Source organism: Pseudomonas sp. AA-38, from assembly GCF_029457475.1.
Classification (GTDB): Bacteria; Pseudomonadota; Gammaproteobacteria; order Pseudomonadales; family Pseudomonadaceae; genus Aquipseudomonas.
Map to the genome: position 1 here is coordinate 729,898 of NZ_CP120359.1, position 15,886 is coordinate 745,783.

General features: G+C 65.3%; 14 protein-coding genes and 1 riboswitch. Of the genes, 10 read left to right on the forward strand and 4 right to left on the reverse strand.

Features of this window, described 5'->3' with window-relative positions; all coding sequences use genetic code 11:
* The first annotated feature begins 6 nt into the window (after positions 1–6).
* The 10 genes from ribBA (at position 7) to PVE35_RS03380 (ending at position 7,328) form a co-directional block, all read left to right on the forward strand.
* A complete protein-coding gene (ribBA, locus tag PVE35_RS03335) occupies positions 7–1,086 on the forward strand; it encodes a bifunctional 3,4-dihydroxy-2-butanone-4-phosphate synthase/GTP cyclohydrolase II (protein WP_277373805.1) in 1,080 nt (359 codons plus the stop codon).
* A gap of 318 nt (positions 1,087–1,404) precedes the next feature.
* Positions 1,405–1,881, forward strand: coding sequence for a 6,7-dimethyl-8-ribityllumazine synthase (ribE, locus tag PVE35_RS03340; protein ID WP_012019761.1), 477 nt, complete (start codon positions 1,405–1,407; stop codon positions 1,879–1,881).
* Complete coding sequence (gene nusB / locus PVE35_RS03345; protein WP_277373806.1) at positions 1,878–2,357, forward strand: transcription antitermination factor NusB; 480 nt, start codon at positions 1,878–1,880, stop codon at positions 2,355–2,357. The genes ribE and nusB overlap by 4 nt, the downstream gene beginning before the upstream one ends.
* A gap of 150 nt (positions 2,358–2,507) precedes the next feature.
* Positions 2,508–3,461 carry a thiamine-phosphate kinase gene (gene thiL, locus PVE35_RS03350; protein WP_277373807.1) on the forward strand — a complete coding sequence of 318 codons (954 nt, stop codon included), beginning with the start codon at positions 2,508–2,510 and terminating at the stop codon, positions 3,459–3,461.
* Between the two features lie 15 nt (positions 3,462–3,476).
* Positions 3,477–4,004 carry a phosphatidylglycerophosphatase A gene (locus PVE35_RS03355; protein ID WP_268181221.1) on the forward strand — a complete coding sequence of 176 codons (528 nt, stop codon included), beginning with the start codon at positions 3,477–3,479 and terminating at the stop codon, positions 4,002–4,004.
* Positions 4,005–4,007: 3 nt separating this feature from the next.
* Positions 4,008–4,730 (forward strand): transporter substrate-binding domain-containing protein, encoded by a 723-nt coding sequence (locus PVE35_RS03360; protein ID WP_268181222.1) that lies wholly within the window; start codon positions 4,008–4,010, stop codon positions 4,728–4,730.
* A gap of 17 nt (positions 4,731–4,747) precedes the next feature.
* Complete coding sequence (locus PVE35_RS03365; protein ID WP_268181224.1) at positions 4,748–5,389, forward strand: TIGR02281 family clan AA aspartic protease; 642 nt, start codon at positions 4,748–4,750, stop codon at positions 5,387–5,389.
* A 114-nt stretch (positions 5,390–5,503) separates the two neighbouring features.
* A complete protein-coding gene (gene ribA, locus PVE35_RS03370) occupies positions 5,504–6,124 on the forward strand; it encodes a GTP cyclohydrolase II (protein ID WP_268181226.1) in 621 nt (206 codons plus the stop codon).
* The gene (locus PVE35_RS03375) at positions 6,121–6,534 is read left to right on the forward strand and encodes an MFS transporter (RefSeq protein ID WP_268181227.1); all 414 of its coding nucleotides are present in this window, start codon (positions 6,121–6,123) and stop codon (positions 6,532–6,534) included. Before ribA ends, PVE35_RS03375 begins: the two co-directional genes overlap by 4 nt.
* The gene (locus PVE35_RS03380) at positions 6,534–7,328 is read left to right on the forward strand and encodes a cobalamin-binding protein (protein ID WP_268181229.1); all 795 of its coding nucleotides are present in this window, start codon (positions 6,534–6,536) and stop codon (positions 7,326–7,328) included. Before PVE35_RS03375 ends, PVE35_RS03380 begins: the two co-directional genes overlap by 1 nt.
* A gap of 1,045 nt (positions 7,329–8,373) precedes the next feature.
* On the opposite strand, the gene PVE35_RS03385 is transcribed toward PVE35_RS03380, so the two are convergent.
* From PVE35_RS03385 to PVE35_RS03400, 4 genes are all read right to left on the reverse strand, one after another.
* Complete coding sequence (locus PVE35_RS03385; RefSeq protein WP_277373808.1) at positions 8,374–10,227, reverse strand: TonB-dependent receptor; 1,854 nt, start codon at positions 10,225–10,227, stop codon at positions 8,374–8,376.
* Positions 10,228–10,312: 85 nt separating this feature from the next.
* Positions 10,313–10,505: riboswitch (cobalamin riboswitch) on the reverse strand.
* Between the two features lie 49 nt (positions 10,506–10,554).
* Entirely contained in the window at positions 10,555–12,804 is a 2,250-nt protein-coding gene (locus tag PVE35_RS03390; RefSeq protein WP_277373809.1) for a methyl-accepting chemotaxis protein, read from the reverse strand.
* Between the two features lie 147 nt (positions 12,805–12,951).
* Positions 12,952–14,847 carry a 1-deoxy-D-xylulose-5-phosphate synthase gene (dxs, locus tag PVE35_RS03395; RefSeq protein WP_277373810.1) on the reverse strand — a complete coding sequence of 632 codons (1,896 nt, stop codon included), beginning with the start codon at positions 14,845–14,847 and terminating at the stop codon, positions 12,952–12,954.
* 82 nt (positions 14,848–14,929) lie between these two features.
* Positions 14,930–15,880 (reverse strand): alpha/beta hydrolase, encoded by a 951-nt coding sequence (locus tag PVE35_RS03400; protein WP_277373811.1) that lies wholly within the window; start codon positions 15,878–15,880, stop codon positions 14,930–14,932.
* Between the last annotated feature and the right edge of the window lie 6 nt (positions 15,881–15,886).

The window sequence follows — 15,886 nt, forward strand, 5'->3', positions numbered from 1 at the left end:
GCCCCGATGGCGCTCAACACCGCTGAAGAACTGATCGAAGACATCCGCGCCGGCAAGATGGTCATCCTCATGGATGACGAGGACCGCGAGAACGAAGGCGATATCATCATCGCCTCCGAATGCGTCACCGCCGAGCACATCAACTTCATGGCCCGCTTCGCCCGTGGCCTGATCTGCATGCCGATGACCCGCGAACGCTGCGAGCTGCTCAAGCTACCGCTGATGGCGCCGCGCAACGGCTCCGGTTTCGGCACCAAGTTCACCGTCTCCATCGAGGCCGCCGAGGGCGTGACCACCGGCATCTCCGCCGCCGACCGCGCCCGTACCGTGCAGGCCGCGGTGGCGCGCAATGCGGTGGCCGACGACATCGTCAGCCCCGGCCACATCTTTCCGCTGATGGCCCAACCCGGCGGCGTGCTGGCGCGTGCCGGCCATACCGAAGCGGCCTGCGACCTGGCGCGCATGGCCGGTTTCGAGCCGAGCGGGGTGATCTGCGAGATCATGAACGACGACGGCACCATGGCCCGTCGTCCGGAGCTGGAGGCCTTCGCCGAGCAGCACAATCTGAAGATCGGCACCATCGCCGACCTGATCCACTACCGCCTGATCCACGAGCGCACCGTCGAGCGCATCAGCGAGCAGCCGCTGGATACCGAGCTGGGCCAGTTCAATCTGGTGACCTACCGCGACGCGGTGGAAGACACCGCACACATGGCGCTGACCCTGGGCTCCATCTGCGCCGAGGAACCGACCCTGGTGCGCGTGCACAACATGGACCCGCTGCGCGACCTGTTCCTGGTCAACCAGCCGGGCCGTTGGAGCATGCGTGCGGCGATGGCGGAAGTGGCCAAGGCCGGTAGCGGCGTGGTGCTGCTGCTCGGCAACCCGCTGACCGGGCCGGAGTTGCTGGCGCTGATCAGCCGCCAGCAGCCGGCCAACCCTGCGACCTACAGCACCGTGGGCGCCGGCTCGCAGATTCTGCGCGATCTCGGCGTGCGCAAGATGCGCCTGATGAGCTCGCCGATGAAGTTCAACGCGATATCCGGCTTCGACCTCGAGGTTGTAGAATACCTGCCGGCTGATTAACAGGCGGCTCGAAGAGCCGCATCTGATGATCCTCTCCCATTTATGGGAGAGGACTGCATGGATGCAGGAGGTAGGGCGACGCAGGATGCTCAAGCCGAGGGTGCCCGCAGGGCGGGAGAGGGTGTTGTGACCAACGCGCAGCCCTCTCCCCCAGCCCCTCTCCCACAAGTGGGAGAGGGGAGCTTAAAACCTCTAGCCCGGATGAAATCCGGGAAGATCGGCACACTGGCCCCGGTTTGCATCCGGGCTACGCCGACAAACGAATTTTATTTTCGGAGCGCACAGCGCCCCGGCTCTTTAACCCATGTGAGACCCGTCATGACCCTGAAGACCATCGAAGGTACCTTCATCGCCCCGAAGGGCAAATACGCCCTGGTGGTGGGCCGTTTCAACAGCTTCGTCGTCGAGAGCCTGGTCAGCGGCGCCATCGACGCCCTGGTTCGCCACGGCGTGAGCGAGAGCGACATCACCATCATCCGCGCACCGGGCGCCTTCGAGATTCCGCTGGTTACCCAGAAGGTCGCTCAGCGTGGCGAGTATGCGGCGATCATCGCCCTGGGCGCGGTGATCCGTGGCGGCACCCCGCACTTCGAATACGTAGCGGGCGAGTGCACCAAGGGCCTGGCCCAGGTGTCCATGGAATACGGCGTGCCGGTCGCCTTCGGCGTGCTGACCGTCGACTCCATCGAACAAGCCATCGAACGTTCCGGCACCAAGGCGGGTAACAAGGGTGCCGAAGCTGCGCTGTCTGCCCTGGAAATGGTCAGCCTGCTGGCGCAGTTGGAGGCCAAGTGAGCAACTCCGCCAACGGCCAGCCGGCCAAGAAGGGCCCCAGCGGCAAGATCCTCGCCCGCCGCGAGGCCCGTACCCTGGCCATGCAGGCCCTGTACTCCTGGCATATCGCCGGTCAGCCGCTGAACGAGATCGAAGCGCAGTTCCGCGTCGACAACGATTTCAGCAAGGTCGACGGGGCTTACTTCCATGAGATCCTGCACGGCGTGCCACGGCACAAGACCGAGCTGGACGCGGCCTTCGCTCCGTTGCTCGATCGTCCGCTGGACGACATGGACCCGGTCGAGCTGGCCATCCTGCGCCTGTCCACCTACGAGCTGATGCATCGCGTCGACGTGCCCTACAAGGTGGTGATCAACGAGGGCATCGAGCTGGCCAAGGTGTTCGGTGCCACCGACGGGCACAAGTTCGTCAACGGCGTGCTGGACAAGCTGGCACCCAAGCTGCGGTCGGCGGAAGTCGGCGCCAACAAGCGTTGAGTCCTTTTGGGATGCTCGATTTACGATCTTGCGAGCTAGAGCCATGCAAGGCAAAAGCAGGCGAGGAAGCGGAGTGTGCTGTAGCACATGAGCATTCCGAGTCTGCTTTTAACGCAGCAGGGCCGACGCGCAGCAGATCGTCGCATACCCATGGGTGAGTTCGAGCTGATCCAGCATTACTTCGCCACGGCGCCCTGTGCACAGGGCGGGGATGGCGTGGTGCGCGGCATCGGCGATGACTGCGCGCTGCTGGCCGTGTCGACTGGCGAACAGCTAGCGGTATCCACCGATACTCTGGTGGCCGGCGTGCATTTCCCCGCCGTCTGCGATCCTTTCCTGCTGGGCCAGCGCGCCCTGGCGGTTTCCGCAAGCGATCTGGCCGCCATGGGTGCGACGCCCGTGGCCTTCACGCTGGCGCTGACCCTCGACCAGGCCGATGCCGTCTGGCTGGAGGCCTTTGCCAAGGGGCTGCAGCGCATGGCCGCAGCCTGCACGCTGGCGCTGGTCGGTGGCGACACTACCCGTGGCCCGTTGAGCATGACCCTGACCGTGTTCGGCCGTGTTCCGGCTGGTCAGGCGCTGACGCGTTCAGGCGCGCGAGAGGGCGATCTGCTCTGCGTAGGTGGTCAACTGGGCGATGCCGCTGGCGCCTTGCCGCTGGTGCTGGGCCAGCATGAGGCGGCGGCCGAGATCAGTGAGCCCTTGCTGGCGCGTTACTGGTCGCCCATGCCGCAATTGGCGCTGGGCCAGGCATTGCGTGGCCAGGCAACGGCTGCCCTGGATATCTCCGACGGCCTGTTGGCCGACTGCGGTCATATTGCCAAGGCCTCCGGCGTCGCCTTGCAGATCGAGGCAGCTCGTATCCCGCTGTCTGCCGCCCTGTGCGCCCTGATCGGTCATGAACGCGCATTATCCTGCGCATTGTCCGGTGGTGACGATTACCGGCTAGCCTTTACCTTGCCGCCTGAGCGGTTGTCTGTCATTCAGGCTGACTGGCCCGAAGTGCGTATGATCGGCCAGGTGGTGGCCGGGCGAGGTGTGCACCTGCTGGACGCGGCGGGGCAGGTCATCGAAGCGCCGCACGGCGGCTATCAACATTTCTGAAAGAGCGGAGCGCGTGTGACCGATCACCCCAACCAGGTTCCCGCCGAATACGTACCACCCTCGGTATGGCGCAATCCCTGGCACTTCATCGCCTTCGGCTTCGGCTCCGGCACCCTGCCCAAGGCTCCGGGCACCTGGGGCTCGCTGGTGGCGCTGCCGTTCGTGCCGCTGTGGCAGATGCTGCCGGACTGGGGCTACTGGCTGATGCTCGGGGTGACCATGCTGTTCGGCTTCTGGCTGTGCGGCAAGGTGGCCGACGACCTGCGCGTGCACGACCACGAAGGCATCGTCTGGGACGAGATGGTCGGTATGTGGATCACCCTGTGGCTGGTGCCCGAGGGCTGGGTCTGGTTGTTGCTGGGCTTTCTCATGTTCCGCCTGTTCGACATCGTCAAACCCTGGCCGATTCGCTGGATCGATCGGCACGTGCATGGTGGGGTCGGCATCATGCTCGACGATGTGATCGCCGGCGTGTTCGCCTGGCTGGCGATGCAGGGCCTGGTGTGGAGCTGGGCTCGCTATGGTTCGATCCTGGGGCTCTAGGTCATGAGGCGCGTCTGGCTGATCCTGTTGTTGTTCCTCGGTTTCGCGCCGCTGCTGGAAGCGAACGAGCGGGCGAGCGAGATTCACATCGTCAGCGAAGCCTGGCGTGATTACAGCAATGCCGATGGCAGCGGCCTGGCCTGGGACGTGCTGCGCAAGGTCTTCGAGCCCGCCGGGGTGCGCCTGCGTATTCAGAGCGAGCCTTATACCCGTTCGATCGGCCTGGTGCAGCGCGGCGAGGCCGACGCCTGGGTCGGTGCCTACCGCGGCGAGATCGACGATGGCGTGCTCTACCCCAAGTGGCACTATGACGATGACCATATCGTTGCTCTGGGGCTCAGCAGCACGCCGGCACCGAGCCTGGACACCCTCGGCAGCTATCGTCTGGCCTGGGTTCACGGCTACGGATTCCAGGAATTTCTGCCCAATGTGCGTGAGTACCGGGAAGTGCAGCGCCGCGGCGGTATCCTGCGCATGCTCGATCTCGGTAATGCGGATCTGTACATCGATTCGCTCACCGAGGTCGAGGATGTGCTCGGCGAGGCCGAACAGGGTGATCGTTACCGCATGACCAAGCTTGCGGACATCCCTTTGTTTCTCGGCTTCGTCGCCAGCCCGAAAGGGCGTCAACTGGCTGGGATCTTCGATCAGCGCATGGAGCAACTGGTGGCCAGCGGCGAACTGCGGCCGATCTTCAAGCGTTGGCAACAACCCTATCCGTTCTGAATCAGGAGGCTGCCTTCATGCTGCGTCGTGCCATCCTCGCTCTTTCGCTGTTGGGCGCCTCGGCTGTGTGTGCGGCCTCTCAGGTGCAGGTCGTCGGTCTGTTTCCAGATGCGGCGGTGATCAATGTCGATGGCCAGCGCAAACTGGTTCGCGAAGGTCAGACCGGGCCGGGCGGCGTGGTGGTGGTGCAGGTCGACAAACAGGGCGCGATCTTGCGCGTCGATGGTGTCGAACATCTCTACCCGCTCAGCCGCGAATACAGCGGTGGCTACGCCGAGCCGCTGAAGAAGCGCCTGAGCATCGCCAAGGGGCCTGGAGGGCACTACTGGATCACGGGCTCGGTCAACGGCCATAACCTGCCGTTCCTGGTGGACACCGGCGCCACCTCGGTGGCGCTCAACGAAGGGCAGGCACGGCGTCTGGGCATCGACTTTCGTGCCAGTGGTCGGCCGTTGCAGGTCAATACCGCCAGCGGCATCAGCCGTGGCTGGCAGGTGACCCTCGACCGGGTGAAGGTGGGCGATATCGAAGTGCTGGGCGTCGAGGCGGTGGTGCTGGAAGGTGGCTCGCCCACCGAGGCGCTGCTCGGCATGAGCTTTCTCAACCGCGTGGGCTGGCGCGAGGAGCAGGGCATGCTGGTGCTCGAGTCGCGCCTCTGAGGGTTCCTGATATGCCGTTTTCGATGAAGATGATCGGTAATTCCGACTGACCCGCCACGCTGGCCTGCTGCTACAATGCCGGCCCTGTTTCGTATTCACTGCCAGGAGCATTCGGTGTCCGTTCTGTTCGTCGCCGCCTCCCAACTGCCTACGCCCTTCGGTGTGTTCACCATGCACGGCTTTCTCGATGAGGCCACCGGCAAGGAGCATGTTGCCCTGACCTTCGGCGATGTGGCCGATGGCGAGCCGGTGCTGGGCCGGCTGCATTCCGAATGCCTGACCGGCGATGCCCTGTTCAGCCTGCGCTGCGACTGCGGAGCACAGCTCGAAGCGGCGTTGCAGGCGATCTCCGCCGAGGGCCGTGGCGTGCTCCTGTACCTGCGCCAGGAAGGCCGTGGCATCGGCCTGCTGAACAAGATTCGCGCCTATGAGCTGCAAGATGGCGGTGCCGATACCGTCGAAGCCAATGAGCGCCTGGGCTTCGGCGCCGACATGCGTGATTACGCCATCTGCCTGCCCATGCTCGAACACCTGGGCATCAAGAGCCTCAAGCTGATGACCAACAACCCGCGCAAGGTCAAGGCGATGGAAGGCTTCGGCCTGCGCGTGGCCGAACGCCGACCCTTGCAGGTGGGGCAGAACCCGCACAACCGCAAATACCTCGCCACCAAGGCCGGCAAGCTCGGGCACATGCTCGGCAACCTGCATCAAGGCGAGGCCGAGGAAGTCCTGTGACCCGCGCCCAGGTCAAGCGGCGCCTGGCGCTGGCCTGGTGGCGGCAACTGGCCGTGGCCGTGCTGCCGGTGATCATCCTCAATGCCCTGTTCGGCGGTGGTGGCCCTGCGCTGTTGGCCATGCCGCTGTTCATCGCCGGCATCGCCTCGATGTTCGTCAGCCTGCCGCTGTTCAAGGCCTACAAGCAGGCCCTGATCGGCACTGACAAGGCCCTGGACAGTCCCGAAGAGCCGGCCGCCTGGCTGGAGCTTGACCGGGTGCGCCTGCGTGCCCTGCTGGGTGCGGCCCTGCCGGCCTGGATCGCTGCCCTGGCGGTGCTGGCGGGGCTGGAAGCGGTGCCGCTGGTGCTGCTGACTTTCTCCAGCGTCGTCATCCACCTGCTTTATCGTATTCCCCGCCAACTGGGCTGATGCGCACGCTGCTGCTGGTTCTGTGCCTGCTGGCGCTGCCGTTGCAAGCCGCCGAGCGGGTGATCAGCCTGGCGCCCTCGCTCAGCGAAATCATGCTGGAGCTGGATGCCGCCGATCGGCTGGTCGGTGTGCTCGAGGGCGATGACCAACCGGCTGCGCTGAAGCATCTGCCAAGGGTTGGCCGTTACGGTCAGCTCGAGTTCGAGCGCCTGCTGCAGCTTGCTCCCGACCTGATCCTGATTGCACCGGGGAGCGTGCCGCCCGCGCAGCAGGCGCAGCTGCAGGACTTCGGCATTCCGCTTCTGACGGTCGAGCCGCGAACGCTGGCGCAACTGAGCCGTGCCTTCACCACCATCGCCGAGCGCATCGGCCGCCCCGAGCAGGGCGAGCGACTGGCCACCACGTTGCGTCAAGGACTGGCCGAACTGCGTGCACGTTATCGACGCGAGCGTCCGCTCGGTGTGTTCTATCAGGTTTGGCACCAGCCGCTGTACACCATTGGCGGCAACCAGTTGATCGGTGAGGCATTGGCGGTGTGCGGTGCGCGCAACCTGTTCGACGATCTGCCGCAGCCGGCGCCGCAAGTCAGTGTGGAGGCGGTGCTGGCGCGAGATCCCGATGTGATCCTTGGCGGCAGCGACGCCGAGCTGAGTACCTGGCAGGCCTGGCCGCAGATCCATGCCGTGCGTCTGGGGCAGGTCTGGACGGTGCCGGACAAGGGACTGGAGCGGCCGAGCGGGCAGATGCTCGGGGCTATCGAGGCGTTGTGTGAGCGGCTTGCTGTGGCGCGTTGAGTTTGTTCAGGCCAGCGACGGCTCGTGCCTGGAGCCTCGCCCATGGTGTCGTCCTGGTGGAGTTGCGTTGGGCAGTAGTTCTTTGCAGGGGCTGGCTTGGTAATACGGTGTTGGTTGTTCTTGTGCCTGTTCCGAATTGCCGCGTTTTTGTTGATGTTTCTGGTTTCGCCCTCCCGGGCGAGTCACTTTTGACGAGCAAAAGTAACCAAAACCCTCCGCCCGATCATCCGAGCTAGGCGCCCCCGCCCTGCTGCGCGAGGGTTCGCTCACTCCATCACCGCTCCAGAGGCCCGCCGCGGTGGGCCATCCTTGGCCCATCGCGGCTCTCGGCTTTGGCATCCTGCGTCGCTCTACCTCCTGCATCCATGCAGTCGTCGCGGCATCCATGCCGCTCAACCTCTTCCACGGCGATTCCGTTCGCCCTCCTGGGCGGGCTCTGCACGCGCCTGAACGTGCGGTTATTCCCAAGGGCTCTGAGTGCTTGAGCATGAGGTCAGCCTTAGGGCTGACCCGAATGCCGGCTGAAAGCCGGCAAGCTATCCATGCGGATGAAATCACGCGAATGAAAGTTTTGGTTTAACCGACGGCCACGTCGTGACTTCGCTGTTACCAGAACACGCCGGGCATGTCCGGAGCCAGTGTACGTTCAGGCGCGCTAACTCCCCCTTCAGGAGGCCGAACGTAGGCATTGCGCAGGGGGCGAGCGGCATGGATGCCGCGAGATACCGATGGCGGCCCCGCGTAATGGGCCAGGGATGGCCCATGTACGCCGACCCCGGAGCGATGCCGGAGTGAGGGCAGTCGAGCGCAGCATGACGGGGACGCCTAGTTCCGGATGGCGGGGGTGCGTTTCTTTTGCTTACTTTTCTTTGCGCATTTCAAAGAAAAGTGAGTCGCCCGAGGGGGCGAAACCCGGGATATCTGAAAACACCCGAAGCGGCGCCCAGAACACCAACGCAAGCCAACAGGATCACACAAACTTGCCAGTCCGGTATCAAACAAGCAGTCCACTCCAAAACTGCAATTAACCCCATCCACATCGAATCTACAGCGCTGGCGTCCAGGTCACCGCCAGCAGCGCGGTGCGGCCGGCATCTCGGTAGGGGCGTGGCTCGCCCACGAAGTCCAGCGCGCTGGTCGGTCGCATGTAGTTGCTCAGGGCGTAGCGACGATCCAACACATTGTCCAGCTTCAGATCCCAGCGCAGTTCGGGCGTGCTCTGCCAACTGCTGCGCAGGTCGAGTACGCCATAGCCGGAGAGTTGGCGGGTATTGGCGGCGTCATCGTAGCGTTGGCTCACCGCGCGCCAGGAGCCGCCTACGGTGAAAGCACCGAACTGCCGGTCGAGATCCAGGCTCAGGGTACGCCGTGCGCGGTAGGCAAGGGTATGGCCGTTGCCGCGGTCGCGTGGATCGATCAGGCTCAGGCTGAGGTTGGCGCGCCAGCCCAGCAGGTTGCGGGCAACGCTGGCCTCGAAGCCATCGATGCGCGCCCTGGCGATGTTCTCTGGCTGGTTGGCGTTGCTGTCCCAGGCGATCATGTCGTCGATGTCGGTGCGATACAGGGACGTGCTCAACTGCGTGCCGGAGGCGTCGGCGCGCCATTGCAGCTCATAGGTTTTCGAGGTCTCCGCTTGCAGGTTCGGGTTGCCGGCACCTGGGTAGTAGAGGTCGCTGAAAGTGGGCGCGCGAAAACCCTCGGCATAGCTGAGGATCCAGCTCTGCCTGTCGCCAACGGGCAGGCTGAGCGCGGCATTCCAGCTATTCTGGCTGCCGTAGCGCTGGTTGTCGTCGTGGCGCAGGCCCAGTTCGGTGCCGAAGTGCTCGCCCTTGAAGCTGTGCTGGGCGAAGAAGGCATGATTGTCGCGTTGGTCTTCGGCAAATGCCGTGCTGCCATCGACCCGATCCTCGTACCAGTCGCTGCCCAGGGTCAGTTGGTTGGCGGCGTCCAGTTGCAGGCGATTGATCCAGCTCGCCGAGTGGCGTGTGGTTTCCAGCGTGCCATTGTTCCAGCTATCCGCCGCGCCCAGCGCCTTGTTGCGGTCGAAGCTGCGGCCCAGTTCGAGACGGCTGTTCCAGCTATCGCTGAGCTGGCCATCCAGATAGCCGCTGTAACTGCTCAGGCGGAACTCGTCGTGGGGCTGGCCGGGGGCGAAGCTGTAAGCGTCGTCGTATTCACTGTCGCCGCGTTGGTCGTTCAGGTTCAGCCCGGCTTGCCAGGCGTCGCTGAAGCGATGATCCAGATTCAGATGTACGGCCTTGTTGCGCAGGCCGTCATGGTCGCTGTCGGCGCCGACGTCGTCGCTGGTGCGATCCCAGCCGTGGCTTTCGTCCAGGCTGCCACCGAGGTTGAAGGTGGTGCGCGCGTCGCCGCCTGCCAGCGTCACGCTGCGCTGGAAGGTACGATGGCTGCCGAGCGCCAGGCGCACCTGTGGCTGCAGACCTGCCTCGCCACGGCGGGTGAAAATCTGGATCACCCCGCCAATGGCGTCGGCGCCATACAGGGATGAGCGCGGCCCGCGCGTCACTTCCAAGCGCTCCACGTTATCGATGTTCAGGTAGTCCAGGCGGGCGATGCCACTGCTAGCGGAGGCAACGCGTTGGCCGTCGATCAGCACCAGGGTCTGTGCGGTACTGGTGCCGCGCACGGAGTAGGAAATCACCCCGCCGGAGCTACCAACCTGCACGCCGGGCACGCGGCTGAGCAACTGCGGCACGCTGCGCGCCTGCAAACGCTCGATATCCTCACGCGTGAACACGCTGGTGGCCGCCGTCGCCTGGGCCTGGGGTTCGGCCTGGCGGCCGGAGGTGACCACCAGCGGCTCGGTCACATAGGGTTCGGCGGCCTGTGACAGCGTGGGCACAAGGGCGATGGCCAGGGCCAGGCGGGACAGTTTCATGGTTTTTCCTCAAAGGTCGGCAGACGTTCGAGGGGGCAGGCGCAAGCGCGGACAGGGCGGCGCTCGACCCTGTCGCCCTCCGCAACAGCAGTCACACCGTCAGGGCCGGTCTCCGGGCTCTCGACCGGCATCCGCCTTCCCAGGATGCCCCAGTGGCTGTTGGATGCCGTTGCAGCCTTGCGGCTACCGTCGATTACCGTTGCGGGGGCAGCGTCGGGATTGCACCGACTTCCCGTTTAACGCCGCTTGCGCAGCGCACCCTGGCGGAACATGAAGTGCGCGCACCTTAGTGCGCGCCCGTGGGAATGACAAGCAAGCTCCGCTCACTCAGCGATGAGCGGGGTTCATGCTTGGGCGGTTTGTCGGCGTGGGCGGCATCGCTTGCTTTTCGTGGCGCAGCTCGCGTGGCTTCGTCGTGGGCTCCTGCTGGCTGAGGCGACTGGCCGTCCTGTGCAGATCCAGCACCAGTTGCGCCAGTGCCTGAGCGGCCTGGAGGATCTCCTCGGCACTCTGGCTACTGCGCTCGGCGGCACCAGTGATGGCCTGGGCCTGTTCGTTGACCGCATGCACCTGGGTCAGTTGCGATTGCATGCTCTGGCTGAGCTTGGCGAGGCGGTCTTGCATGGCCTCCACGTCATGCTGGATGCGTTGCAGGGCTGCTGTGGCCTCATCCGAGCGGGCCACACTGCGCTGCGCCGCTTCCTGACAACTGTGCATGCTGTGCATGCTCTCCAACGTCTGCTGGCGCACGCTGGCCAATGTGGTGGTGATCTCCTCGGTCGCTTGCGAGGTGCGCCTGGCCAGGTTGCGCACCTCATCGGCGACCACAGCGAAGCCGCGTCCGCTGTCGCCTGCGCGTGCCGCCTCGATGGCGGCGTTGAGCGCTAGCAGGTTGGTCTGGTCGGCGATGGCGTGAATGGCCTCGCTGATGTGCTGGATGGCCTCGGTCTGCTGGTTCAGGGCTTGCAGGGTCTGGCTGGACTGCTTGATGCGCTCGGCCAACTGGCTGACTTCCTCGGCGTTGTGCTTGACCGCCACGCTGCCCTGGCGGGTCATGGCCAGGGCCTGTTGCGAGGCGCGTTCGCTGTCGACTATGTAGGCGGTGGCTTCGCCGATGCTGTGGTTGACCTCCACCATCGCGCGGGCCGTGGATACCGCCGCCGTCTGTCCCTCGCCAGCACACTGGCTGGCACTGCTGGAAATGCGGCTGAGGTCGCTGGAACTCTGCTGCAGGGCCGCCCCGGCGCTGAGAATGCCCTGCATGGTGTTGTCCATCTTGTCGACGAAACTATTGACCCAGCCGGCCAGCGCGCCAGCCTCGTCACTGCTGAAACGCTGCAGTTGCAGGCGGTTGCTCAGCGGCGCCCCGCACTCGGCGGTTTCCAGGAAGAAGTCCGATAGCGCCTGGAGCTGGCGTATGCGTGGGCGCAGGCTGAAGGCCCAGTAAACGAGCAGCAGCAGGGCGCTGGCAGTGATGCTCAGCGCGTTGGCATGGGTTGGCAGCAGGCGTGGTAATTGCCAGTTCAGCAGGCCCAATGCCAGCAGGCCGAACAGCAGGTGGCTGGTCAGCCTGTAACCGAGACTGCGCTGGCGGTAGACCTCTTCCAGGTCGCCTTCGCACATCAGCCCCCAGGTGTCCGGGGAGCCGGGCATCTGCAAGGTCAGGCCGGCACCGATCACCGGCACGTAGCGATAGTCCGGGTAGCCCGGGTACAGGGCGAACAGGTTGTGCCCCTTGCGGATGGTTTCCCGCACCCCTGGATGCAACTGGCCGCTGGAAGGGTCGGTGAAGCGCAGCTCGAACTCGGTGTGATGCTGCACCTTAACGGTGCCGAAGGGGGTTTTCACGCCCTGTTTCAGGTTGTCGCCGCCGGTGAAGGTGTCGTCCTCGAAGCGCGAGCGGGACAGGGCGGTGCCTGGCACGATCTGCGGATCGTGCACACTTTTGACCATGAACAGGTAGTTATCGCCGGAGTCGCGGTAGACGTGACCGGCCTCGCGCTGGATCAGATCGCTGAGCACGTCGTTGGGGATGCGCGCGCACAGGCAGCCGAGCGCCTTGCCGGCCTGGTGCAGAGGCTGATGGAACATCAGGGTCACGGCATCGTGGAACTTCGAGGTGGTGGCCCCCAGTTGCAGGGTCAGCGGGTCGACATAGGGGCCATGCAGGAACTGCCCGGCCAGGCCTGCTGCCAGGGCCTTGGCATCGTGACGCTGGCCGATTCGAGGGGCATGGGTGGAGGCGATGATCAGGCCGCTGGCATCGACCACGAACAGCTCGGAGACTTCCGGCAGATGCTGGTGCAGACGTTTCAGATCGGTGTTGCTGGAGAGTGGCCAGGCCTGCTGCAGGCCGGCGGCGATGAGTTCCAGTGCCTGCCAGTGCTGGCTGGCCCAATTGGTCAGCAGATCGACTCGGGTGCGGGCCAGCCCCGCGAAGGTCTTCTCGACCCGCTCGACCTGCCCGGCGTTGAGCAGACAAGACCAGCGCATGGCCAGTTTGCCGGTCTTGCCGAACCAGGGCAGCCAGCGTCGCTCGTGCCCGGTGAAATCCATCCCATCACTGCGTAGTTGCATGATGCGCCCCTGTCCCCTGCTGATTGGAGATTCTTGTGCAGGGAGTCTAGGCCAAGTATTAGGGTCTGTTGCCGTTGACGCAGCAACGCGGCTCGCGTCGAAACGGCAACAGACCCTAGCAATAACTGGGCCGGGCGGTGCGTCAGGTCAGGGCTGGAGCTGTTTCAGGCGCTCGCGTACCGCACGTTCGATACCGGCTTCGTCGAGGCCGCATTCGGCAAGCATCTGGCTCGGCTTGGCGTGCTCGACGTAGTAGTCCGGCAGGCCGAGGTGCAGCAGCGGTACCTGGCGGTTCTCGGCGGCGAAGAATTCGCCAACCGCACTGCCGGCGCCACCCATGATGCTGTTTTCTTCGAGGGTCACCAGCAGCGCGTGGTTGCCTGCCAGTTCGCGCAGCAGGGCTTCGTCCAGGGGTTTGACGAAGCGCATGTCGACCACCGTGGCATCCAGGGTTTCCCCGACGCGCAGGGCTTCGGCCAGTTGCACGCCGAAGGCCAGCAGGGCGACGCCCTGGCCCTGGCGGCGTACTACGGCCTTGCCGATCTGCAGCGGCTCCAGGCCGGCATCGAGCGGCGCGTTGGGGCCAGTGCCGCGTGGGTAGCGCACCGCCGCCGGGCCCTCGAACAGGTGGCCGGTGGTGAGCATGCGGCGCAGCTCGTTCTCGTCGCTCGGGGTCATCACCAGCATGCCGGGGATGCAGCGCAGGTAGGACAGGTCGAAGCTGCCGGCGTGGGTCGGGCCGTCTTCGCCGACCAGGCCGGCACGGTCGATGGCGAACAGCACATCGAGGTGCTGCACGGCCACGTCGTGGATCAACTGGTCATAGGCGCGCTGAAGGAAGGTGGAGTAGATCGCCACCACCGGCTTGGCGCCTTCGCAGGCCATACCGGCGGCCAGGGTCACGGCGTGCTGCTCGGCAATCGCCACGTCGAAGTAGCGATCAGGGAAGCGCTCGGCGAAGGCCACCAGGTCGGAGCCTTCCTTCATCGCCGGGGTGATGCCCACCAGGCGCGCGTCCTGCTCGGCCATGTCGCACAGCCACTGGCCGAATACGTTGGAGTATTTCGGGCCGCTTGGCTTCTTCGGGGCGGCGACCGGGGTCACCGGTTCCAGCTTGGTGATGGCGTGGTAGCCGATGGGGTCGGCCTCGGCCGGGGCGAAGCCCTTGCCCTTCTTGGTCACCACATGGAGGAACTGCGGGCCGTCCAGGTCGCGCATATTGCGCAGGGTAGCCAGCAGGGTGGGCAGGTCGTGGCCGTCGATGGGGCCGACATAGTTCCAGCCCAGTTCCTCGAACAGGGTGCCGGGTACCAGCATGCCTTTGGCATGTTCCTCGACCTTGCGCGCGATTTCCCAGGCGCCGGGCAGGCGCGAGAGGATCTTCTTGCTGCCCTCGCGCATGCTGGCGTAGGTGCGGCTGGAGATGATCTTGGCCAGGTAGTTGGACAGGCCGCCGACGTTCTTGGAGATCGACATGTCGTTGTCGTTGAGGATCACCAGCATGTTGGCGTTGACGTCGGTGGCGTGGTTGAGCGCCTCGAAGGCCATGCCGGCGGTCAGCGCGCCGTCACCGATCACCGCCACGCTCTTGCGCTTCTCGCCTTTCAGACGGGCGGCGATGGCCATGCCCAGTGCCGCGCTGATGCTGGTGCTGGAGTGGCCGACGCCGAAGGTGTCGTACTCGCTCTCGCTGCGCCGCGGGAAGGCGGCCAGGCCGTCCTTCTGGCGCAGCGTGCCCATGCGCTCGCGGCGGCCGGTGAGGATCTTGTGCGGGTAGGCCTGATGGCCGACGTCCCACACCAGGCGGTCGTCGGGGGTGTCGAAGACGTAGTGCAGGGCGATGGTCAGCTCGATCACGCCGAGGCCGGCACCGAAGTGCCCGCCGCTCTGGCCCACGCTGTAGAGCAGGTATTGGCGCAGTTCGTCGGCGAGGGTTTCCAGGTCCGCTTCGGCCAGGCGGCGCAGTTCGTCCGGCGTGTTGGCGCTGTCGAGCAGCGGCGTCAACGGGCGCTCGCGGGGGATCTCGTGGAAAGTGGTCGGCATCAGGCGAATCGTTATAGGCGTAAAAGATGCGGCAGTTTACCTGATGCCAGGAAAACAGCCCAATCTGCTGACCACATCGCCGTTATCGGTAGTTTCGCGCCAGGAAGTCCAGCAGCAGGGCGCTGACCCGCCCGCCGCATTCGCCCTGCAGCCAGTGGCCGGCGCCGGGCAGGTCGTGGCGTTCCAGGTGCGGCACCTTGTCGCTCATGCGTTGCAGGGTCGGCGCCTCGAAGCGGCCCACCGGGTCATTCTCGCCGAGCAAAAACAGCGTCGGCTGCATCACCTTAAGCCCGGCCAGGTGCTCGGTGCGCTGCCAGTTGCGCTCGAAGTTGCGGTACCAGTTCAGCGCGCCGCGAAAGCCGTGGCGCTCGAAGGTGCGTAGGTAGTGGGCAAACATCGCCTCATTGCACCAGGGCGGCAGGGGCAGGTCCTCCGGCATGCCGTCGAACAGCCGCGCATCGGCCGGTTTGTCCGTTGCCAGCAGGGCATCGCCGAGGCCGCCAAGCAGCAGGCGCAGGCTGCGGCCGATGTCTTCGTCCAGTTCGGCCTCGGCCAGCCCCGCTTGCTGGAAGTAGAGGATGTAGTGGAAGCGCCCGGCATAGGCCTCGCGCATCATCTCGATGGCCGGGCGTTTCGGTCGGCCGCCGAAGGGCACCGACAGCGCACCGAGTGCCCTGATCCGCTCGGGCTCCAGCAGCGCCAGGTGCCAGGCCACCGGCGCGCCCCAGTCGTGGCCGACCACCGCTGCCTCGCGCTGACCGAGCATGTCCATCGCCGCCTGGATATCACCGCACAGGGTGAGCAGTTCATAGGCCGCCGGATTGGCCGGCGCGCTGCTGGCGCCGTAGCCGCGCATCTCCGGGGCGAACACCCGGTAGCCGGCGGCGGCCAGCGCTTCGATCTGCGGATGCCAGGCGTACCAGCACTCGGGAAAGCCATGCAGCAGCCACACCGGCCGGCCGTGCTCGGGGCCGGAGCTGTACAGGCTGAGTTCGATGCCGTTGACGGCGAGCAGGCGATGGTCGAGGTGCATGGAGAT

Coding starts and splice junctions, on each gene's coding strand:
- PVE35_RS03385 (WP_277373808.1), bottom strand. CDS start 10,227: ATGAAACTGTCCCGCCTGGCCCTGGCCATCGCCCTTGTGCCCACGCTG.
- thiL (WP_277373807.1), top strand. CDS start 2,508: ATGGGTGAGTTCGAGCTGATCCAGCATTACTTCGCCACGGCGCCCTGT.
- PVE35_RS03365 (WP_268181224.1), top strand. CDS start 4,748: ATGCTGCGTCGTGCCATCCTCGCTCTTTCGCTGTTGGGCGCCTCGGCT.
- PVE35_RS03390 (WP_277373809.1), bottom strand. CDS start 12,804: ATGCAACTACGCAGTGATGGGATGGATTTCACCGGGCACGAGCGACGC.
- ribBA (WP_277373805.1), top strand. CDS start 7: ATGGCGCTCAACACCGCTGAAGAACTGATCGAAGACATCCGCGCCGGC.
- ribE (WP_012019761.1), top strand. CDS start 1,405: ATGACCCTGAAGACCATCGAAGGTACCTTCATCGCCCCGAAGGGCAAA.
- PVE35_RS03360 (WP_268181222.1), top strand. CDS start 4,008: ATGAGGCGCGTCTGGCTGATCCTGTTGTTGTTCCTCGGTTTCGCGCCG.
- PVE35_RS03400 (WP_277373811.1), bottom strand. CDS start 15,880: ATGCACCTCGACCATCGCCTGCTCGCCGTCAACGGCATCGAACTCAGC.
- dxs (WP_277373810.1), bottom strand. CDS start 14,847: ATGCCGACCACTTTCCACGAGATCCCCCGCGAGCGCCCGTTGACGCCG.
- PVE35_RS03380 (WP_268181229.1), top strand. CDS start 6,534: ATGCGCACGCTGCTGCTGGTTCTGTGCCTGCTGGCGCTGCCGTTGCAA.